This is a genomic window from Bradyrhizobium sp. UFLA03-84 (assembly GCF_002289535.1).
Classification (GTDB): domain Bacteria; phylum Pseudomonadota; class Alphaproteobacteria; order Rhizobiales; family Xanthobacteraceae; genus Bradyrhizobium; species Bradyrhizobium viridifuturi.
In genome coordinates, this window is sequence record NZ_NSJY01000016.1 from 302,818 (window position 1) to 320,369 (window position 17,552).

At 64.8% G+C, this 17,552-nt stretch carries 23 protein-coding genes, 1 tRNA gene and 1 riboswitch; of the genes, 10 read left to right on the top strand and 14 right to left on the bottom strand.

Translation table 11 applies throughout. The features are described from left to right. Positions 1-52 precede the first annotated feature (52 nt). Complete coding sequence (locus tag CK489_RS31420; protein WP_095735043.1) at positions 53-1,618, bottom strand: winged helix-turn-helix domain-containing tetratricopeptide repeat protein; 1,566 nt, start codon at positions 1,616-1,618, stop codon at positions 53-55. Positions 1,619-1,720: 102 nt separating this feature from the next. Between CK489_RS31420 and CK489_RS31425 the strand changes: the two genes are divergently transcribed. Then, positions 1,721-2,929 (top strand): acyl-CoA dehydrogenase family protein, encoded by a 1,209-nt coding sequence (locus CK489_RS31425; RefSeq protein ID WP_158226523.1) that lies wholly within the window; start codon positions 1,721-1,723, stop codon positions 2,927-2,929. A 2-nt stretch (positions 2,930-2,931) separates the two neighbouring features. Further along, positions 2,932-3,861 (top strand): GNAT family N-acetyltransferase, encoded by a 930-nt coding sequence (locus CK489_RS31430; protein WP_245350560.1) that lies wholly within the window; start codon positions 2,932-2,934, stop codon positions 3,859-3,861. A 40-nt stretch (positions 3,862-3,901) separates the two neighbouring features. Here the strand turns inward: CK489_RS31430 and CK489_RS31435 are convergent, their stop codons facing one another. Beyond that, complete coding sequence (locus CK489_RS31435) at positions 3,902-4,276, bottom strand: hypothetical protein (protein ID WP_245350561.1); 375 nt, start codon at positions 4,274-4,276, stop codon at positions 3,902-3,904. Between the two features lie 271 nt (positions 4,277-4,547). On the opposite strand from CK489_RS31435, the gene CK489_RS31440 reads away from it, so the two are divergent. Both CK489_RS31440 and CK489_RS42700 read left to right on the top strand, forming a co-directional pair. Continuing rightward, the gene (locus CK489_RS31440) at positions 4,548-4,763 is read left to right on the top strand and encodes a hypothetical protein (RefSeq protein ID WP_095735046.1); all 216 of its coding nucleotides are present in this window, start codon (positions 4,548-4,550) and stop codon (positions 4,761-4,763) included. Positions 4,764-4,941: 178 nt separating this feature from the next. Further along, on the top strand, positions 4,942-5,070 hold the full coding sequence (locus tag CK489_RS42700; protein ID WP_283807321.1) for a hypothetical protein: 129 nt from the start codon (positions 4,942-4,944) through the stop codon (positions 5,068-5,070). Positions 5,071-5,145: 75 nt separating this feature from the next. Here the strand turns inward: CK489_RS42700 and CK489_RS42705 are convergent, their stop codons facing one another. Together CK489_RS42705 and CK489_RS31445 are read right to left on the bottom strand one after the other, a co-directional pair. Continuing rightward, positions 5,146-5,268 carry a hypothetical protein gene (locus tag CK489_RS42705; RefSeq protein ID WP_283806229.1) on the bottom strand — a complete coding sequence of 41 codons (123 nt, stop codon included), beginning with the start codon at positions 5,266-5,268 and terminating at the stop codon, positions 5,146-5,148. A 211-nt stretch (positions 5,269-5,479) separates the two neighbouring features. Further along, positions 5,480-5,926 carry a hypothetical protein gene (locus CK489_RS31445; protein WP_095735047.1) on the bottom strand — a complete coding sequence of 149 codons (447 nt, stop codon included), beginning with the start codon at positions 5,924-5,926 and terminating at the stop codon, positions 5,480-5,482. A gap of 222 nt (positions 5,927-6,148) precedes the next feature. On the opposite strand from CK489_RS31445, the gene CK489_RS31450 reads away from it, so the two are divergent. Both CK489_RS31450 and CK489_RS31455 read left to right on the top strand, forming a co-directional pair. Continuing rightward, the gene (locus tag CK489_RS31450) at positions 6,149-6,436 is read left to right on the top strand and encodes a hypothetical protein (protein WP_095735048.1); all 288 of its coding nucleotides are present in this window, start codon (positions 6,149-6,151) and stop codon (positions 6,434-6,436) included. Positions 6,437-6,534: 98 nt separating this feature from the next. Beyond that, a tRNA-Arg gene (locus CK489_RS31455) sits at positions 6,535-6,611 on the top strand. A gap of 50 nt (positions 6,612-6,661) precedes the next feature. Here CK489_RS31455 and CK489_RS31460 read toward each other — a convergent pair. Beyond that, positions 6,662-6,847 (bottom strand): hypothetical protein, encoded by a 186-nt coding sequence (locus CK489_RS31460; RefSeq protein WP_095735049.1) that lies wholly within the window; start codon positions 6,845-6,847, stop codon positions 6,662-6,664. 661 nt (positions 6,848-7,508) lie between these two features. Between CK489_RS31460 and CK489_RS31465 the strand changes: the two genes are divergently transcribed. Then, entirely contained in the window at positions 7,509-8,366 is an 858-nt protein-coding gene (locus CK489_RS31465) for a sterol desaturase family protein (protein ID WP_245350562.1), read from the top strand. On the opposite strand, the gene CK489_RS31470 is transcribed toward CK489_RS31465, so the two are convergent. Then, positions 8,363-9,373: a helix-turn-helix domain-containing protein gene (locus CK489_RS31470; protein ID WP_143278271.1), complete on the bottom strand. Its 1,011-nt coding sequence runs from the start codon at positions 9,371-9,373 to the stop codon at positions 8,363-8,365. The two genes, CK489_RS31465 and CK489_RS31470, sit on opposite strands and share 4 nt — an antisense overlap. A gap of 158 nt (positions 9,374-9,531) precedes the next feature. Here CK489_RS31470 and CK489_RS31475 point away from each other — a divergent pair, with 158 nt between their 5' ends. Further along, positions 9,532-10,695 (top strand): alkane 1-monooxygenase, encoded by a 1,164-nt coding sequence (locus tag CK489_RS31475; protein ID WP_095735051.1) that lies wholly within the window; start codon positions 9,532-9,534, stop codon positions 10,693-10,695. A gap of 38 nt (positions 10,696-10,733) precedes the next feature. Here CK489_RS31475 and CK489_RS31480 read toward each other — a convergent pair whose 3' ends face one another. The 6 genes from CK489_RS31480 to CK489_RS31505 all read right to left on the bottom strand — a co-directional run bounded on the left by CK489_RS31480 (position 10,734) and on the right by CK489_RS31505 (position 14,703). Continuing rightward, the gene (locus CK489_RS31480) at positions 10,734-11,510 is read right to left on the bottom strand and encodes a hypothetical protein (RefSeq protein ID WP_095735052.1); all 777 of its coding nucleotides are present in this window, start codon (positions 11,508-11,510) and stop codon (positions 10,734-10,736) included. A 151-nt stretch (positions 11,511-11,661) separates the two neighbouring features. Continuing rightward, positions 11,662-12,033 carry an SANT/Myb-like DNA-binding domain-containing protein gene (locus CK489_RS31485; protein ID WP_050625796.1) on the bottom strand — a complete coding sequence of 124 codons (372 nt, stop codon included), beginning with the start codon at positions 12,031-12,033 and terminating at the stop codon, positions 11,662-11,664. A 140-nt stretch (positions 12,034-12,173) separates the two neighbouring features. After that, positions 12,174-12,467 (bottom strand): hypothetical protein, encoded by a 294-nt coding sequence (locus CK489_RS31490; RefSeq protein WP_095735203.1) that lies wholly within the window; start codon positions 12,465-12,467, stop codon positions 12,174-12,176. Positions 12,468-12,677: 210 nt separating this feature from the next. Continuing rightward, on the bottom strand, positions 12,678-13,103 hold the full coding sequence (locus CK489_RS31495) for a zinc-ribbon domain containing protein (RefSeq protein WP_198961070.1): 426 nt from the start codon (positions 13,101-13,103) through the stop codon (positions 12,678-12,680). A 155-nt stretch (positions 13,104-13,258) separates the two neighbouring features. Beyond that, on the bottom strand, positions 13,259-13,711 hold the full coding sequence (locus tag CK489_RS31500) for a MaoC/PaaZ C-terminal domain-containing protein (RefSeq protein WP_050625794.1): 453 nt from the start codon (positions 13,709-13,711) through the stop codon (positions 13,259-13,261). A 128-nt stretch (positions 13,712-13,839) separates the two neighbouring features. Then, positions 13,840-14,703: a bifunctional 5,10-methylenetetrahydrofolate dehydrogenase/5,10-methenyltetrahydrofolate cyclohydrolase gene (locus CK489_RS31505; RefSeq protein WP_050625852.1), complete on the bottom strand. Its 864-nt coding sequence runs from the start codon at positions 14,701-14,703 to the stop codon at positions 13,840-13,842. Between the two features lie 14 nt (positions 14,704-14,717). Further along, a riboswitch (ZMP/ZTP riboswitch) is annotated at positions 14,718-14,797 on the bottom strand. Positions 14,798-15,014: 217 nt separating this feature from the next. On the opposite strand from CK489_RS31505, the gene CK489_RS31510 reads away from it, so the two are divergent. After that, positions 15,015-15,422, top strand: a complete 408-nt coding sequence (locus CK489_RS31510; RefSeq protein ID WP_050625793.1) for a hypothetical protein — start codon at positions 15,015-15,017, stop codon at positions 15,420-15,422. A 120-nt stretch (positions 15,423-15,542) separates the two neighbouring features. Here CK489_RS31510 and CK489_RS31515 read toward each other — a convergent pair whose 3' ends face one another. Together CK489_RS31515 and CK489_RS31520 are read right to left on the bottom strand one after the other, a co-directional pair. Beyond that, complete coding sequence (locus CK489_RS31515) at positions 15,543-16,076, bottom strand: hypothetical protein (RefSeq protein WP_050625792.1); 534 nt, start codon at positions 16,074-16,076, stop codon at positions 15,543-15,545. A gap of 218 nt (positions 16,077-16,294) precedes the next feature. Next, positions 16,295-17,071: a hypothetical protein gene (locus CK489_RS31520; RefSeq protein ID WP_143278272.1), complete on the bottom strand. Its 777-nt coding sequence runs from the start codon at positions 17,069-17,071 to the stop codon at positions 16,295-16,297. 92 nt (positions 17,072-17,163) lie between these two features. Between CK489_RS31520 and CK489_RS31525 the strand changes: the two genes are divergently transcribed. Next, the gene (locus CK489_RS31525) at positions 17,164-17,550 is read left to right on the top strand and encodes a VOC family protein (RefSeq protein ID WP_095735204.1); all 387 of its coding nucleotides are present in this window, start codon (positions 17,164-17,166) and stop codon (positions 17,548-17,550) included. Positions 17,551-17,552 lie beyond the last annotated feature (2 nt).

Here is a 17,552-nt window from a genome sequence, read left to right on the forward strand (position 1 = left end):
TAGAAACGCGCACGTCGAGTTGCGGATTCGAGACGCGAGCGGCCGCAAGCCGTCAACCGGTGAGACCCGCTTTGCGCAATCCGTCGAGGAAATGTTCGCGGTCGCAGGGATTGCGGTATCTGTCGGCCCTGGCCCGCGCGAGGTCGAGAGTTCTCGCAGGTGCAGCGTGGCCATTCGCATGCAGTTCGCGGCATCGCTGGCTGACGAACGTCTCAGCCTCGGCCTGCGCCTCGCCGAGCCGTCCCATCTGCGCATAGCAGGCGGCAAGGAGCCCGTGCGACCACCGGTCGAAAGACCGTGCCTCCATCACCGCCTTGACCGCCTGCTCGTAGTCGCGTCCCGAATACAGGGCGAGCGCGTGATACCAATGATACAAATTGGGCGGAAAGGGATTGAGCCGCTTGGCTGTCCCGATCCACGTCAGCGCCTCGCGCCAGCGTCCCCAGTAGACCAGGATGTTGGCGAAGACCGCAGCGACGTCGGCATCGTTTGGATTGAGCGCAAGCGCGCGGCTGAAATGGATTTCGGCCTTGGCGTCGTCCTTCAGCAGGAACAACAGCTGCGCGAATACGCCGTGAGACCAGGCATCGCCATCCTCGATATCGAGCGCGGTCTCGATCTCGCTCCGCGCCTCCTCGATCGTCGCGGTGGCGGGCGATTCGAGAAACACGTCACAGATGATGGTCCAGGCGATGTTGACGTGGGCGCGCGCATATTGCGGATCGAGCGCGACGGCGCGTCGAAAATAGTCCCTGGCCTGCGCCATCGCCGTCACGGTCAACTGACGCCATCGCTCGTTACCGAGCAGGACCAGATCGTAGGCGGTAATGCTGGAGGTCGGCTTGCGTCTTGCGATCTCGCGACCGGCGTCCTCCATCCGGCCCGGCAGGGCCGCGACGATCGCCCGGACAATCTCGTCCTGCAAAGCGAAGATGTCCTCGAGCTCGCGGTCGTAGCGTTCGGTCCAGAGACTGTAGCCGCTCGCGGCATCGAGCAGCTGGATGATCACCCGCATCCGGCTGCCGATCGTGCGCACGCTGCCTTCCGCCACGTAGCGGACGCCGAGCTCGCGGCCAACCCGCTTGATCTCGGGTGCCCTGTCCTTGTAGGCGAAGCTGGAGTGACGGGCGACGACGAACAGCGACCTGAACCGCGACAGTTCGGCGATGATGTCTCCCGTGATCCCGTCGGAAAAGTAATCCTGCGCGGGATCGCCGCTGAGATTGGACAACGGCAGCACCGCAAGCGACGGCTTGTCGGGCAATGCCGGCGCTGACGATACGGTTGAGCTTGGTTCGGAGGCACTCACAACCGGGGGCCCGACATAGCGATAGCCGCGGCGTGGCAACGTCTCGATCCAGGCCGCGCCTCCGTCGAGGTCGGCGAATACCCGCCGCAAGGCGGCGATCTGCACCGTCAGGTTACTCTCCTCGATCGCAAGCCCCGGCCAGGCCGCCTCCATCAGCGCATCCTTGGTAACCGGCGATCCGGCATGCTCGACGAGCAGCCGAAGCAGCACCACGGCGCGCCGTCCGAGCGCGACCGGCTCGGCCTCCCGGAACAGCGTCTCGGCCCCAGCGTCGAGGCGGAAGGGACCGAACTGGTGGATCGTCGCCATGGCTCCGGACACTACATTTTTTGCAACTTTTTCGGAATGGATTCAGGACCGCTGGAAAACGGACGATCATGCTGCGGTCCGAACAATATCGAGGACTGCGCGATGCGCGATTCATCCCGTACGGTGGAGGCGGACGAGACGACGGCTCGCCCCGGTTCGAGCGCGATGGCCGGTGCTTCGGACCGAGCTTGCCGCGAGCTCGAAGCCGTCGAGGCGCTGGCCCCGCTGATCGCCGCGCAACGCAACGCGTTCGACCGCGAACGGCGGTTGCCGGACGCGGTTTTCGCCGCGCTGGCCGATGCCGGCCTGTTCCGCCTGTGGTTGCCGCAAGCGCTCGGCGGACCCGAGCTATCTCCTTTCGCGTTCGCGCGCGTCGTCGAAGCCGCCTCGGCGATCGATGGCTCGGTCGGCTGGCTGGTCGGCAACGGCGCCGGCATGAGCCGCATCGGAGGTTACCTCGATGAGGCCATTGCACGCGAGTGGTATGCCGACCCGCGCGCCTTTGTCGCAAGCGCGACCGGAGCGGTCGGTACGGCGACCGCCGTCGCAGGCGGCTATCGCCTGTCCGGACGCTGGCCATTCGGCAGCGGCGCGCATCACGCGACGCGTTTCATGGTGCTGGCCAGCCTCAGGCCCGGCGATCCGACGTCACCGCTGCTCTGCTGCTATCCCGGGCGGCAGGACGTGACCATCCTCGACAATTGGCACGTGTCCGGACTGCGCGGCACCGGCAGTTGCGATTTCGAGGTGCGGGACGTTTTCGTGCCGGCCGCGCACGTCCATCCCTTTCTCGGGCTGCGACCGACCCAGCCCGGGCAGCTCTATCGCATGCCGCCATCATCGGTGTTCGCATGGAGCATTTGCGGGGCGCCGCTCGGCATCGCGTCCGGCGCCATCACCTCGTTCACAGAACTCGCCAATGGCCCCCCCGGCGACCGAACCGCGCTCCGCGAGCGCGAGATCGTTCAGGCGACGGTTGGGCGGACGCGCGCAATGCTTCGCGCCGCCCGCGCCCTTCTGATCGATGCCATGACCGAACTGATGGCCGCCACCGACACTGGCGGCCAACGGCTGGTGCAGGCACGCGCGGACGTCCGACTCGCCAATGCACATGCGGCGGAAACTGCGACGTCCATCACCGAGATGCTGGCCGTCAGCGCGGGCGCCGCCGCCATCTTCGAGACCTGCGCCCTGGAGCGCGCGGTCGGCGATGTGCGTGCCGCGGCGAAGCATATCGCAATGAGTCCGAACAATTACATCACCGCCGGCCGGCTGGCGCTCGGGCTCGATGCCGGCACCGCGCGATTTTGAGAATGACCCCGCCAGCAACGGAGTTGCCCATGTCAGTGGTTTGCCGGCCCGCCCGCGCAGAGGATCTGGAATTCGCCGATGCCCTCGTCGTCTCCAGCATCAACGATCTGACCGAACGGCACGGCTTCGGCCCGATGGCCGCTTCGTCTCCGCCCAAGTTCCAGCTGTTTTCGATGCGGGACGACCCCGACGGCCTTTGGGTCGCGGAGGAGAACGAACGGATCCTCGGCTTTGCGTGGAGCTGGGTGTGCGGCGACATGTGGTTTCTGGCGCAGCTGTTCGTGTCGCCCGACCAGCAGGGGCGAAACATCGGTAACGAACTAATCGAGCGCACCATCGCGCACGCCGAGACATCGGGCGCGTCCAACCGGGCGCTGATCACCTTCAGCTTCAACACGGTATCACAGGGGCTCTACATCCGTCACGGACTGCTTCCGCGATTTCCGATCTACAGCGTCAGCGCATCGCGCGAACAGCTGATCTCTCACCTGCGCGGTCCGCGATATGATGTCACACCGCTCACGCTGGAGGCCGCCACCTTGCGCCGCCTCGCACAAGCGGACGAGCGGACCCTCGGCATCTCGCGCGAAAAGCATCATCGCTATCTCGTCAGTGGCGGCGCCGCGACCGGGTTCAGTCTCCACGATGGAAAAGACTGGATCGGCTACGTCTATGTCGACGCCGGTGGTCATATCGGACCGCTCGCAGTGATGGAGCCGCACGCGATGGCCCCCGCCTTGAATACAGCGCTGCACCTGGCGGCCGAGAGCGGCGCATCACGGATATCGGCATTCCTGCCTGGTGCGAGCAAGGCGGCGCTCGATACTGCGCTGGCACTGGGCATGCGGATCAAGTGTCCGATGCTGCTGATGTCGTCGCGAGAATTCGGCAATTGGGCCAAGTACCTGCCGCGCAACCCGGGCTTCATGTGACCCGCGCGGGTCTAAATCGCGACGAGATCAGGTTGGATCGTCACCTGAGGTGATACTTCCTGCCGTTCGTGTTCGGGTCAGTATTGTCGCTTGTGGAGAGCAGCAGAACGGGGCCGAAAAAGCTCTTATTGTCCCGGAACAGCTGGAACCGACCGTCGCCCTTGGCGGCGATCTCCTCCAACTCGCTGTTTGCCGGGCCGAGCAGCTTGTCATCTTCATACAGTCGGGCAGCACCGAGCTCGCCGTCCAGATATTTGACAGGAATTTGGTACGCATGCCCCTTCAGGAAATAGAAGGTGCCGCGGAGCAGGTTCCTGTCGATCGGACTTGGCGGAAGCAGATAAAGGAACGCACTCGACGCCAAGGCAAAAAGCGTCGATCCGATCACGATGCGGCTATAGGCTGATATCCCCAACGACGTCTGTCCCAGGCTCTTGCTTGCGCGGCGCCTGTGTAGCGCGCGTCTTCATTGCATACAACCGACGGGCGGCGCGCCACTCGGGTGGCGGCCCCGCGCCGCGGCGTGATGCGCACCGGCGCAGCCACGACGACAGGAACCGTTCGACGCAGGCGTTTCCAAACTCTCGGAGGCGCACCGCAGGCGAACCCAATGCGGGTCAGCGATCGCGACGTCACACAGCGGGCCGGCACGTGACTGAACCAGATTAACAATTCAGGACGAGCGCATGGTCGAAACCGGCAAGATCTTTCGTGTTCGCTGCGTCGACAACACCTTGCAGCGGGACACGCTCTCGTTCGGCCAAGTCTATGACGTGACGCAGGATAACGAACGTGACGGCTATTACGAGCTCAGCGGACTGGGTCGCTTCAGCCGGTCCAGATTCGAGGTTCTGGAGCCGCCAACCCCTGCCGAGACCTGCAGGAAGTCAGGATCGAGATAGCCTGGGAAGTCTGTGCCGAGCATCGTCACACCAGCCGGAAGGCATTGCCGGGCGTCTGAGGCGGCGCCTCGCGAACGCGTGATCGGGCGCCGGCCCCGGTTGCCTTCATTTGGGCACCGATCGGGAACAGGCTCGCCGGGCGAGAAGCAAAGGCGGCCGCCGCAGGGGGTGCCTGCAATTGACCTATCGAACCCACAGCAGCTGGCAGGACGTGGATCTGCGTAATCTCGTCCGGGTCATCTCGGCCTGCACCCTCGGGCTTTGGGCATTCGCGGCCGGCCTCCTGATCGGGACCTTCCTGTTTTGATGATCGGCCCCGTGGCCTAAAATTGGCTCGATGAAATTTCGGCTTGCTGAAATCCGGTTGGACCTGCCGCCTGCCCTACCCGCCGCTCAGGTGATGCGCAGCGACGAACAGCACGACCGCGCTCAGCACCAGCGCGGATGCGGCGCCGGCGACGCCGCGAGCGAGCTCAGCCTTCGAAAGATTTGACCTGGTTGCCATCACAGCCTCCCATGCGCACCAGCCGCTCGAGCGGTCGGGCTCGCGTATGGAGACAATCGCATGATGCGGATGAACGCATCATGAGTGAAACGAACGGCCGGCGCATCCGGTTCCAAAATCTGACAGCAAGGACCGCGCTCGGAACGGAACGGACGCCAACGTCAGGCCGGAAACCCGACCTGCGGCGCCGCTGGCGCCGCGACGGCGCGCCCTACCACTCTTCCGGGCAGGGATCGACGATCTTCCAGAGATCGACCCCGTTCTTGATCTTCTTCATCTCGGTGGTGAGCCCGCCATTGCGGCGGATCCAGTCCTTCACCGTATCAGGATAGTAGGACATCAGATCCGAGGTGCCCTCGAGGCTGGTGACCTTGATGCCGAAGGTGAAGGCCTTGTCGTAATAGGCCTGGTGGAAGCCTATGCTGGCCTTCGGCGTCACGCAGATCTTGTTCAAAGGCACGATGCCGAATACCAGCGTGCAGGCCGAGTTGCAGATGCCGTCGATCACGACGCGCTCGCGGCGGTCGCGGATCAGCTTGTACTTGGCCTTGTACTCCTCGACATAGCCGCCATGGTCGCGCGTGATGTGCAGCACGGCCCGCGCCGGCGTGACCGCCAGGACCGAGAGCAGCAGGGCGACAAGGGGCGTGATGCGCATGAAATGTTCTAAACCGAGGGAAAGGCGGCCCGGACGGACCTGACCGCAAGACTCTGGCCGGACTGTGTTGGCAATCCGTTAAGCATCCGCAAAAAGGCAAAATTTGGCGCGCTGTGGCTGATTTCCCGCAGCCTTTGGCCGGATTCCGGGTTAAATGAGTCGTTAGAGGACCTTGGACCGGCTGGGGAAGCCGATTCCAGCGTGAATGCCCGGAGGCCGCCAATGACCAAGACCAAGCTTTTCGCCGCCCTCGCCCTGACCGTTGCCTTGGCCGTCCCGGCCCTTAGCCCGGCTGCCGCGGCCGACCTATCGGCTACTCCGCGCCACCACCGGCATCACCACCGCCACGCCTATTGGGGCCTGCCCTACCATATCAGCTATCTGCACAATTACGGCCCGGGCCCGGCGGCCGGCAGCTTCGCCTATTACGACGGCCCGTCGACCAACAAGTGCTACCAGAGCTCAGCGGCCTATATCGGCCAGGATCACCGCCGGCATCCCTGCTTCTGAAGGCTTGCGGGCAATGGCCGGCGCTCGGCGCGGACACCGCCCGGTGCCGCGCGAGGCTGCTGGCCCTGTCCGCCCAAGTCTGATAATCGACCCCCGCGGCGCTCGTAGCTCAGCTGGATAGAGCATCGGATTTCGATTCCGAGGGTCGGGAGTTCGAATCTCTCCGAGCGCGCCACTATCCCTGCCCCGCACGGGTGCCGCAGGTGCCAGGACTATCGCACCGGTTCAGTTGAACCGGTTACAGCGCCCGAGGTCGACGTCGATTTCGGCTTCGTTCTGCCGCAACTCGATCGCGTCGCCGCGACGGGGCGCAGAGACACCGGCGGCCGTCCGCCCCGTGACCGCAACGATCATGCACACATCGGGCTCTAGCTTGAAACCCGACGCTGTGGATTGCAGGCGGAGAGACATGCTTCCACATCCGTCAGGGAATCTTGAGGTCTCCAAAAAAGGCGTGGGTTCTCGAAAGCCCGTAAACCGGGGTAGACGGACGTCACAGAAGAACCGTCGGTGCCAGGACTAGGCCTCGTTCAGATCCCCGTTCATGATGATGTCGCGCTCCTGAAGCCCAGTTCCCTGAGAACACCGGCGCAATAGCCGTGCGTTGCCGATCATTCTGCAAGACCGATCGACGCGAGCCGCACGTCGCGTCCGAAATTGGAGTTGCGGCGATAACGCTATCCGGACCTTCAAGGTTCGGACGGTAGGTGTGACCTTCATGGGAGGTAAGCACCGTGGGACGTAGCGCTTCAAGAACGACCACCCAGGTTGGCCGCGGGAGCCGGACGCGAATTCTCCGCAGTTGCGGCACTCCAGCGTCCGCGGCGCGATCGATGTCGCCAAGCTCGTCTGATGCGCCGAGCCACCGACTTGTCCGCAGCATCTTCGCGCATCAGCCAGACCGATTGGAGTTGCCTGGTTTCCGACCTCGACCGGCGAGTTGGAACCAGACCAATTGGTGCGCCCGCTCGACGTGCGTTCTTAACGATCCGTCGGTTTGGGCTTTCCTTCCTATTGACGCAGTCGGGAGCCAAGGTGATAGGCTACCGGCATTTCAAGGCGGCCATTTTGAATGCGCGATTTGTTGGGATTGAACCAGCTTTTGCTGGCGTTTTTGATCTTCGTGCCTTTCGAGCGACTGTTCGCTGCGAGGCCTCAGAAGATTTTCAGGCGTGGCCTGCTGACTGATATGGCCTTCCTGCTCATCAACACGTGGCTGGTGATGGCCGGCGTGATCGCCATCGTGACGGTGGCCATTCTGGTCAACCGGTCGGTGCTGCCTGCGGCTTTGACGCAGGCGGTCGGCGATCTTCCTTACCTCGTCCAGGTGCCCATCGTGATCCTGATCGCGGACCTCGGCATCTACTGGACACACCGCATCCTGCACATCGTACCCGCCATGTGGCAGATCCATTCGGTTCATCATGCGGTCGAGGACCTGGACTGGCTCGCTGCGATTCACCAGCACCCGCTCGACGTGCTCTTCATGAAGGTCGGCGCGCTGTTTCCGCTTTACGCGCTCGGCTTCTCCACCGAAGCGATCGCGACTTACCTGGCCGTCTACTTCTGGCAGACATGGCTGGTTCATGCCAATGTGCGCCTGAACTACGGACCGCTGCGCTACATCCTGGTGTCGCCGGAATTTCACCACTGGCACCACAGCAGCGAGGCCGAAGCCAGGGACAAGAACTTCGCCGGGTTCATCTCGTTCTATGATGTGCTGTTCGGGAGCGTCTACCTGCCGAAGGCGAAGAAGGCGACGACGTTCGGCATCGATCATCCAATGCCCACCAGATATCTGGCGCTGCTCGCCTACCCGTTCATTGCGTGGGCCTCGAAGCGGCGGAGCAACAATTCCTCGGCCGTGCAACATCAGCTGTCAAATAACGGCGCGCCCGCGCAGCCGCGCCAAAGCGCACCGCTGAGCTAGCCCCGCATTCCCCTCTCGCCAAACCAGCGCCGGCAGGCGCGGCTGAAGCTCGTCGCATCGGTATAGCCGAGCGCGGCCGCCATCTCGTCGCGCGAGCGCGTGCCATCCGCGAGCATGGTCCGCGCGCGCTCGCGCAGCACGCCGTCGAGCAGCGGCCGGAATGCGCAGCCCGCCTCGGCCAGCCGCCGCACCAGCGTCCGCCGCGAGGTGCCGACCAGGCGCGCGGCTTCCTCTTCGCCGAGGCGATGCGGCAGCCGTGCCGCGATCAGGCTTTCGACCATCCGCGCCAGCGCCGCAGTATCTGAACGCGGCTTCTCGACCGCCTCGAGGGCTTCGATCGCCTTGGCGTGCAATTCCGGATCGGCAAACGGCGACGGCCGCGCGCACAGAGCGTTCGGTACATCGAAGACGAAGGCGGCCGCGTTGAACTTCACGGCGCAGGAATAGTGCTGTGCCAGCCGCTCTGCGCCTTCGGGCGGCGGCCAGGGAAATTGCAACGTCGCCTGTCCGATCGCATCCTCGAGCAGCTGCACATAGGTTGCGTGGATATTGAGACTGACGGCCAGCGCCACAGCGCGCCACAACGCGCCTTCCATGGGCACCGCGGGTGCGATCTCAATCTGGGCCGAGCGCGCGACCTTGCGCAACCGGTTGCGGATGAAGGGCGCGCGGGTCGATCCGAAGCGCGCGCCGATATTCATCGCATCCGCGATGGTCGGCGCCGTCCTGGTCGCGACATCGAGCGCTCCTTGCAGTGATGTCGACCAGACCGCCGCGGCCGACAACGGCCACAGCTCGCCATGGGCACGGGTGATGTTGGCGGCCAACATCACCAGCGCAGAGACCGGCATCTGGGCGCCCGGTTGCTCGAGCAGGTCCTGGTCGACGCCGGTGCCCTCGAGCAGCTCGTCGCGCTCGCCCCGCGTCTTGCCGAACGCCCGCACCAGCGCCCGCGCATAGCTCGCGGACACCGGCACACGAAGCGTGTCCGCCTCCGATCCCTGCATGGCGTTGGCGCCCTCCCGCGCGTGCGTCCAGCCGAATGGTTTGGCGCAAAATGCCACAAAATTGGCCTATTGGGAACTGGCGGCGCAGGCCCGCCTCGCGGCATCCTCAGCACAACAACGGCGAATGCCGCCTCGAAAGAGCAGCTGGAGGGAATGCGATGATCTTCACGGGCACCAATGCCGCTGGCGAAACCGTCACCTACAAGGACGGCAAGCGCTATCTGTGGATGCTCTCGTTCATCCCGCCGCTGATCCCGCTGCTGTCCTATTGGCTGTTCCTGCGGACGCATAATCCGCTGGTGACGCTGATCCCCTTCGTCTTCATCTTCATCCTGATCCCGCTGCTCGACGTCCTGATCGGCGAAGACACCCACAATCCGCCGGCGGAGGTGGTCGCGGCGATGGAGGCCGATCCGTATTACCTGCGACTAGCGCGCATCACCGTGGTGTTTCCCTGGATCAACTACGTCGCGCTGATCGCCTTCTTCGGCACGCAAGAGCTGCCATGGTGGTCCTACCTCGCCCTGCTGCTCGGCGTCGGCACCATCAATGGCGGCGCGCTGCTGATCGGGCACGAGCTCGGCCACAAGCCTGATCGGCTCAACATCTTCTTCGGCATGCTCGCCAATTGCGCGGTGGGTTACGCCCATTTCCGTGTCGAGCACAATCGCGGCCACCACACCTGGGTCGCAACGCCGGAGGATCCCGCCTCCGCCCGCTTCGGTGAATCGATCTATGCGTTCGCAACGCGCGAACTGCCGGGCGCCTTCAAGCGCGGCTGGCGCAACGAGGCCGAGCGGCTGACCCGTCGCGGCGAGCCGGTCTGGTCGGTCAACAACGAGATCCTGCAGGGCTTTGCGCTGACGCTCGTCGTCGCCGCCATCCTGATTGCGCTGTTCGGCTGGAAGGTCGCGCCGTTCATCGTCGCGCACCATTTCCTCGGTTGGTACGCGCTGACCCAGGCCAACTATGTCGAGCACTACGGCCTGTTGCGCGAAAAGCTGCCGAACGGCCGCTACCAAGCGGTCGAGCCGCGCCACTCCTGGAACACCAACCACATCGTCTCGAACCTGATGACGTTCCATCTGCAGCGTCACTCGGATCACCACGCCAACCCGATGCGCCCCTACCAGTCGCTACGTGATTTCGACGACATCCCGCGGCTGCCGAACGGCTACACCGGCATGTTCGGCCTTGCCGCGATCCCGCCACTCTGGTTCCGCGTGATGGACCCGAAGACACTGGCCTGGGCTGGCGGCGACAAGAGCAGGCTGAACCTGGGCGAGCGGCCGCACACCGAGCCCGGCATTGCAACGTCGTAGCTGGCATCGCCCGGCTTCCGGGCAGGCGGCGGCGGTCCTTACGCGGACCGCCGCTTCATCGCGCCGATGCCGAGGAATGCTCCGTTGACGGACGGATACTGGCTGGTGAACTCGAACGTGTCGAAGCCTGGCGCTTCGAATTGCTTCAGCGCCGTCCAGAGCAGCGTCGTATCCGGGCAAGCCTGGGAATGGATGTCATGATGCACGATGATCCTGGCGTGCGAGCGCACCAGCAAATGATCCAGCATCGCGCCGCGCAGGCTGTGATCCCCGTCGATGAAGACGAAATCGGGCTTCAGCTGCTCGACATGCGCCGCGACCAGCGGTGAGGTTGAAAAGTCCTGCACGTAGATCGGCTCGATGCCACCCTGCTGCTGCAGCAGATCGAAATAGGTCGAGATGAACGGCGTTGGCGCGATCGGATCGAGCGCGATCACGGTCTTGAGGTCGGCACCGCTGGTCCTGAGCCACTCCGTCACCAGAATGAACATGCCGCCCCAACGGCAGCCGATTTCCATGTAGGAGGCAATGCCGGACGCGTTGCGCGCAAGCCAGGCCAGATACGGCGCGAGCTGGTTCGGATACTGCCAGAGGTGAAGACCTCTGCCGAAATACGGCGCAAGCTCCGGCGGCTGCTCACGCAACAGCTCGTCGTTAAGGCCCAGCGTAGGGATGAACTCCCGTTCGAGGAATTCCACGTCCAGACGTTGAGCCGGGGTCAGTGCTGCGATGATGCCGATCGCCTCGCGGACAAACGGCGCAAGATCGGCGAAACGCTGGTACCGGTCGGCTGGAGCAAACTGGGCGGTGAGCATCGGCGCAATCACACGTACGGCTGGAGTGAGACGCGGAGACCCAGGTCGTCGCGCCTCCGATGATTGAACGGATAGGACATCCGTCTCGGGCGCAAAATCTTGCAATTGGCCTCAAATAGTTCCGCTGTCACGAACCGTTGCCGCGCTGCCTTCACCCACTCGGGATCTTGGCCCGCACCGCCTCCACGCCGGCATCGGTGACGCGATAGCGCCGCCCCAGCTCCGGGACGATCCAGCCCTTGTCGATCATTCCGGCAATGGTGCTCGGGCCGACGCCCGCAGGAAACGAGCGGCGGTTTCGAATCGCGTCGATCGCTACTCTTTCGAGATGGGTGGCGACATGCGACGGGCGCGCGCGAAATGCCTTGGCCATGATGAGGACCGACAGGACCTCGGCGCGCCGCCGCACCGCCGAAGCGCTGCGGGTCAGTTCGTTGCTGATCTCGAGAGCGTTCTTGCCGGCCCTGGCGAGTTCTCTGAGCTTCTCGTCCTCGTCAGAGCTCCAGCGCCGCACGATTCCCATCTGCCCCTCACCGCCTGGATACCCATCTCGAACGATGCATACGCAGGCGGAGCTGATTTGCCATGTGACTTTCGGCACCTCTTGAGGTGACGTTGGAGACTGTCGCCATCAAGAGGGCCGATCGTCGATCGTTGTCTCACTTAGTGTTTGCTGGGTTCAAGTGTGATGAGCACGCCGGTCGGCTCGGGCTCGTGCGGCCGCAGCGAGGTCAGCTCCGGATCGCTCCATTCGGCAAGGCTCACCACCTCGCCGGTCTGTCCCGGCATGTCGGAGCTCTGCGCGGGTTCGAGGACCTTCAGTCCGCTGGTGTCGACGAAGAATGTGTGCTCGCCAAACACGCTGTTCAGTTGCGCCACCGCCGGATGATCGTCCGGAAGCACCTGGGCGTTCAGTTGCGTCATGGTCTGTTTGACTTGCGTGGAATTAAGCTTCATCCGCTGCTCCTTGTCGTTGGTTCCGGCCGTCGTCCTTGACAGGTTTTCCTTGGCTGGTTCCTCCCCGCCCGCACCCCTCGCCGGGGGCTTCAAGGTCTCGAACCGATCAGGCAACGAAACGTTCCGCACGCGCGACGCATTGACCGCCCGCGCGCGGGGTTCCACATCCATCGCTGTGTGAAGTAGCGGCGTGACGCCACGCGCGCCCGCTCATGATGAGGCGGAAGGCTTCTTCCTGGCGAGCCCTTCCAGATGCACGCGGCGCGCAGCGGACTTGCGCACGCGCTGCCTGGTGCGACAGGCGCGACAGCGCACGGCCTTGGTGAACACGTCGCCCTTCGCGGTCTCGTACCACCATTTCTGCTGTAGCGGCGTCCAGACCTCGGCAACGCCGCAATCCTTGCAGACGAAAGGCTCCGGCCGATAGGTTCCGCGTTCGACGAAATCCGGAATCGAATAGCTGTTCGAGGGCGCGAGCTGGCTGGTCACCACCGGAACCTCGTCTCGCGCCAGCGCAATCTTGTAGTCACGCAGGCGCTGGCGCTCGGCCGCGCGTTGCGCCAGCGTGTGACGCCACTCATCGGCCTTGCGCTGCTTGGCCTCGATCCCGCCACGCGTCTGCTTGCTGCGTTTCACGTCGGCACCATCCGCCCTGCACCACATCGGCGAACTTGCTGCGCGGCCTTATCAAGGACGACGTCATTGATGCGCTGCAGTTCCGCCGCAGGCCCGCCATACTAGCCGCGGCATTGCGCTAGGACCAGATCGACGACCAACGGTCCGCGCTGAGCCTATGTCCGCGCCTGCTCCACGGGGCGCATGTGGATCAGCGCATCGAGCACGAGGACGAGCACGGGACGCTGCTCGTCATTGACGAGCTCGGTCTTGAAGATCACGACCGCGTCGCGCCGCTCCGGCCTGATCGTGATCCTCTGGATCTGGGATTGGCCCGTCAGCGTGGCGCCCGGGCGGACCGGAGCCGGCAGGCGGATCTCGAAGCTCCGCCCCACGATGCCCGCTACCTTGCTCCAGATCGCCTCCACGACGAGCCGCTGATAGATCGCGATGGTGTTGAAACCGCTTGCGATCAGGCCGCCGAACGGGCCCACCGCAGCGGCCACGGGATCGGTATGGATCGGCACCGGATCATACTTCCCGGCGAACTCCAGAATCTCCGCCTCGCCGATTGTGTAGGTCCCGAGCTTGAATGTCTGGCCCTCGGTGAGATCTTCTGCATAGAGCATCGCGCGCCTCCGTCTGTCGCATGACGATAGCCGAACGCTGCGGGCTTTCCATTACCTCCGAGGTCATGATCTTCGCGCACGGGCGCGAGCGACCTCCGCCGCTCGCGCCTAGCCCTCAGCGTTCTGCGCTATTGCAGCCGGGCCGTCCTCGCCTTGGCGGCTTTCACGGTGTTCTCCATCAGGCAGGCGATCGTCATCGGCCCGACGCCGCGCGGCACCGGCGTGATCGCGCCCGCGACCTGCACCGCCTCGTCGAACGAGACGTCGCCGCATACCGCGTAGCCGCCGTCCGGCTTCGCGACGCGCGTGGTGCCGACGTCGATCACGATCGCCTGCGGCTTGATCCAGTCGCCGCGCACGAGGCCAGCCTTGCCCACCGCGCTGACCAGGATGTCGGCCTGCCGGCAGATGCTGCTGATGCCGCGGGTGTGGATGTGGGTCTGCGTCACCGTCGCGTGCTCCTGCAGCAGCAGCGCGGCCATCGGCTTGCCGACGATGTTGGAGCTGCCGATCACCACGGCATGCGCACCGGTGAGATCCGGCCGGATCGACTTGATCAGCCTGAGACAACCGAGCGGCGTGCACGGCACCAGCGCATCGTCGCCGTGAAACAGCCGGCCGGCGTTGAGGGCATGCAGGCCGTCGACATCCTTGGCTGGATCGACCGCGGCCATCACCCGCAGGGCGTCGATATGCGCCGGCAACGGCAACTGGATCAGGATGCCGTCGACATCGTTGCGGGCATTGAGCGCCGCGATCCTGGCAAGCAGGTCGGCCTCACCGGCATCGTCCGGCAGGCGTTCGACCTCGCCGCGCAGGCCGAGCCGCTCGGCCATCCTGACCTTGCTCTGCACATAGATCTGGCTCGCCGGGTCACAGCCAACCAGCACGACCGCAAGTCCCGGCGCGCGAGGCAGCCGGTGGAGTTCACTCGCAACCTTGTCGATGACAATTTGGGCATGTGCATGCCCATCAAGAATGTTCGCCGTCATGGCACCTCCGTTCGAAGCGGTGCCCAGGCGCGCGGCGTTCAGTCTCTGCGCTCCCCGATGGTGGTCCATCCAAGCGCCAGTCGCGCAGATGGCGCCGTGATAGCCGCCCGGCCTGGCAAAGGCAAATCACGCTTCGTTTGCAGTCGGACCGGCGACGAACTGACCTTCTTTTGCCGGTGGATCGGTGCCGGGCGGGTCATCTCTGGGGGTAGGATTCGGGCAGAACTTGCGATAAGCCTCGGCACTTGCCGGGCTTTTCCGATCCCCGGCGCCATCCTTCCGGTCATCACGCCATTTCGGACATTTTCAACATGAGACATATCATCCTCGCGCTGGCGCTCCTCTGCCCGGCTGCCGCGCTTGCCCAAGGCACCACTCCGGCCCCGGCCCCCGCCGACAAGCCGGCGGCGACCTCGCAGCCGATGGTCGGCGACAAGCCGCTGGTCCAGGTCGGCAAGAAGTCGGCGGCCAAGAAGGGCGAAAAGGCCGCAGCGCCCGGCAAGCCGCAATCGGTCGCGCAGAAGCTCCAGGCCTGTCAGGACATCGACGACGCCACCAAGGAGCGGCTGATGTGCTACGACGAGATCTTCAAGCCGCAGCCCAAGCCGAAGGCCGCCCCCGCCAAGGGCGTCAACGAATGCCGGTTCGTGAAGGAAGAGGACGAACGGCTGACCTGCTACAACGGCTTCGCCGACAAGATTCCGCGCCTGCCGCGCTAACCGGCGTGAACGGCCCGGACGGCCGTCTGCGTCCGGTTGCCGCCCGATCTCGCGGACATGAAAATGCCGCCGCAAGCATCTGCGGCGGCGTATCGGTTGCCGGCTACGGCGCGACCCTGCCTACCAGGTGCCGAAACCGCCGAAGAAGCCCATGCGCGGCTGCTGCTGTGCGACCCGGTAGGGCTGATACATGCCGGGCTGGGCCAGCCGCATCGGCTGCTGGGGATGCGCATGGTAACGCGCAACCTTGTGCTTTTTCGGTGCCTGCGGCTGGGCCTGCAGCGGCTGGTCGGCCGGCTTGGCGTCGGCCACGATCGCGCCCTTGCGCGCGTCAGCCTTCTCCGGCGGAATGAACTGGGCGAAGGTGTCACGAACGCGGGCCTGCGCCGAGGCATCGCTGGCGGCCGCCGGGGTCGCCGCGGCAACCGCGTTGACCTGCGCCGGAACGATGGTCGGCAGGTTGGTATCATAGACCACCCGCTCCGGCAGTTTCTGGGTCGACCTGATCCGGACCATGGTCTTGTCGACGCCCGGCGATGAGATGGTCTGGCTTTGGCCAGGAACCACCGCCTCCTGCGGCACGATAGCGTTGACGACGAAGAGCAGCGCGAGCAGCACGCCACCAACGAACAGGAAATAACGCGCCACAGGCATCTTGGTAGCTCCCCCCGCGCCACCGGCGCGGTTCATCTCTGCGCGACGACAACAGTCATCGCGCGGGCGAATTCATCGTCTGCGCACGATCACCCGGACAGACGCCATCCCGCGCTTCCGGGTCGTTCTCTAACGGTCGGCTTATTAGTTAGTTCCTGCCTGGCCGTTACGGTTCACCCGGCAAGTCAATTCCCGCTCACTTTTTCGAGATGCAGGTTTCAGGCGCGGCTGGCGGTCACGACAGAGCATTTCGCCTTGTTTGCGTTAACGTTTACGAAGCCGATGAGCATCTGCGAATAGGTCTTGCGGCTCTTCATGGCGATGGTGTCCGGAATCAGGCGCTTGCGCTCGGTCATCGGGCTGCCGTCGCGGCGGATGAAGGCGCAGGCGATCTCGATGTCCTTGACCGCAAAATCATTGGCGTTGCGCAGCGTCAGGGTGACCAGCACCTTGGATCCCAGCCCGCCGCGGCGCCACGATTGCGAGGCGATCCGCACCCGGTCCAGCGGCGATCGTTCGGCGCCCGAGCCGGCCTGTCTGGCCTCCTCGGCCGGCTGCTGGGCGGTGGCGACGCCGACCGTGGCCGGCTCATCGGCCGGTGCGGCAAGCGCTTCCCTTGCGGCCTGGGCGGGCTGCGCCCCGGTCGGCACATCCTGCGCGGTGCGGATGGCGGCCGATGGGACCGGCCAGGTATCCTGATCTCCGGCGTCGCTCGGCTCGGGGAGCATGAACCAGGCGGCGATCCCGGCGATTGCGATCAACGACAGCAGCAGGCTGGCGTAGAAGCCGCCGTCTCCGAGACGTCCGGCGGCAACCTTTCGAAACGACGCCAAGCCGATCCGCATCGTCGTGCCCTCACCCTCGACGCCCGACCGTGCCGCCCCATCGCCGCATACGGCATGCAGGACGGCCGCAGGTCGAGCGGCCACGCAAGAACAATCGCAGTCGGCCGAAATGGTTTCATTCCGGGACGACAATCTTGCGACGCGCAGCACGGGATGGCATCGAAGCCGGCCGATCGCTAGATTGCGCCGCCCGAACGCGGGTGCCGCGCACCGCGGCGCGCGAGAACAACAAGGAGATCGCAATGCCCGTCGTCGTCACCTGGGACCACGTCCATCTGCGCAGTCCCGATCCCGAGGCCACCGCGACCTGGCTGCGCGACATTCTCGGCGGCGAGATCATCCGCGGTCCCGGCCGCATCGACGTCCAGCTCGGCGGCGCCAAGGTCTTCATCGCGGAAGTGACACAAGGCGACGGCGTCCACGCTCCGCCGGTGACGCCCTATCAGGGGCTCGATCATTTCGGGCTGACCGTGAAGGACATCGACGCGGCAGCAGCCGAGATCAGAGCCAAGGGGGTCGAGTTCACCAAGGAGCCGACCACGATCCGCCCGGGCGTGCGGATCTGCTTCATCCGCGGCCCGCAGGGCATCTCGATCGAGCTGCTCGAGCGCGACAAGAAGTACGCGTGAGC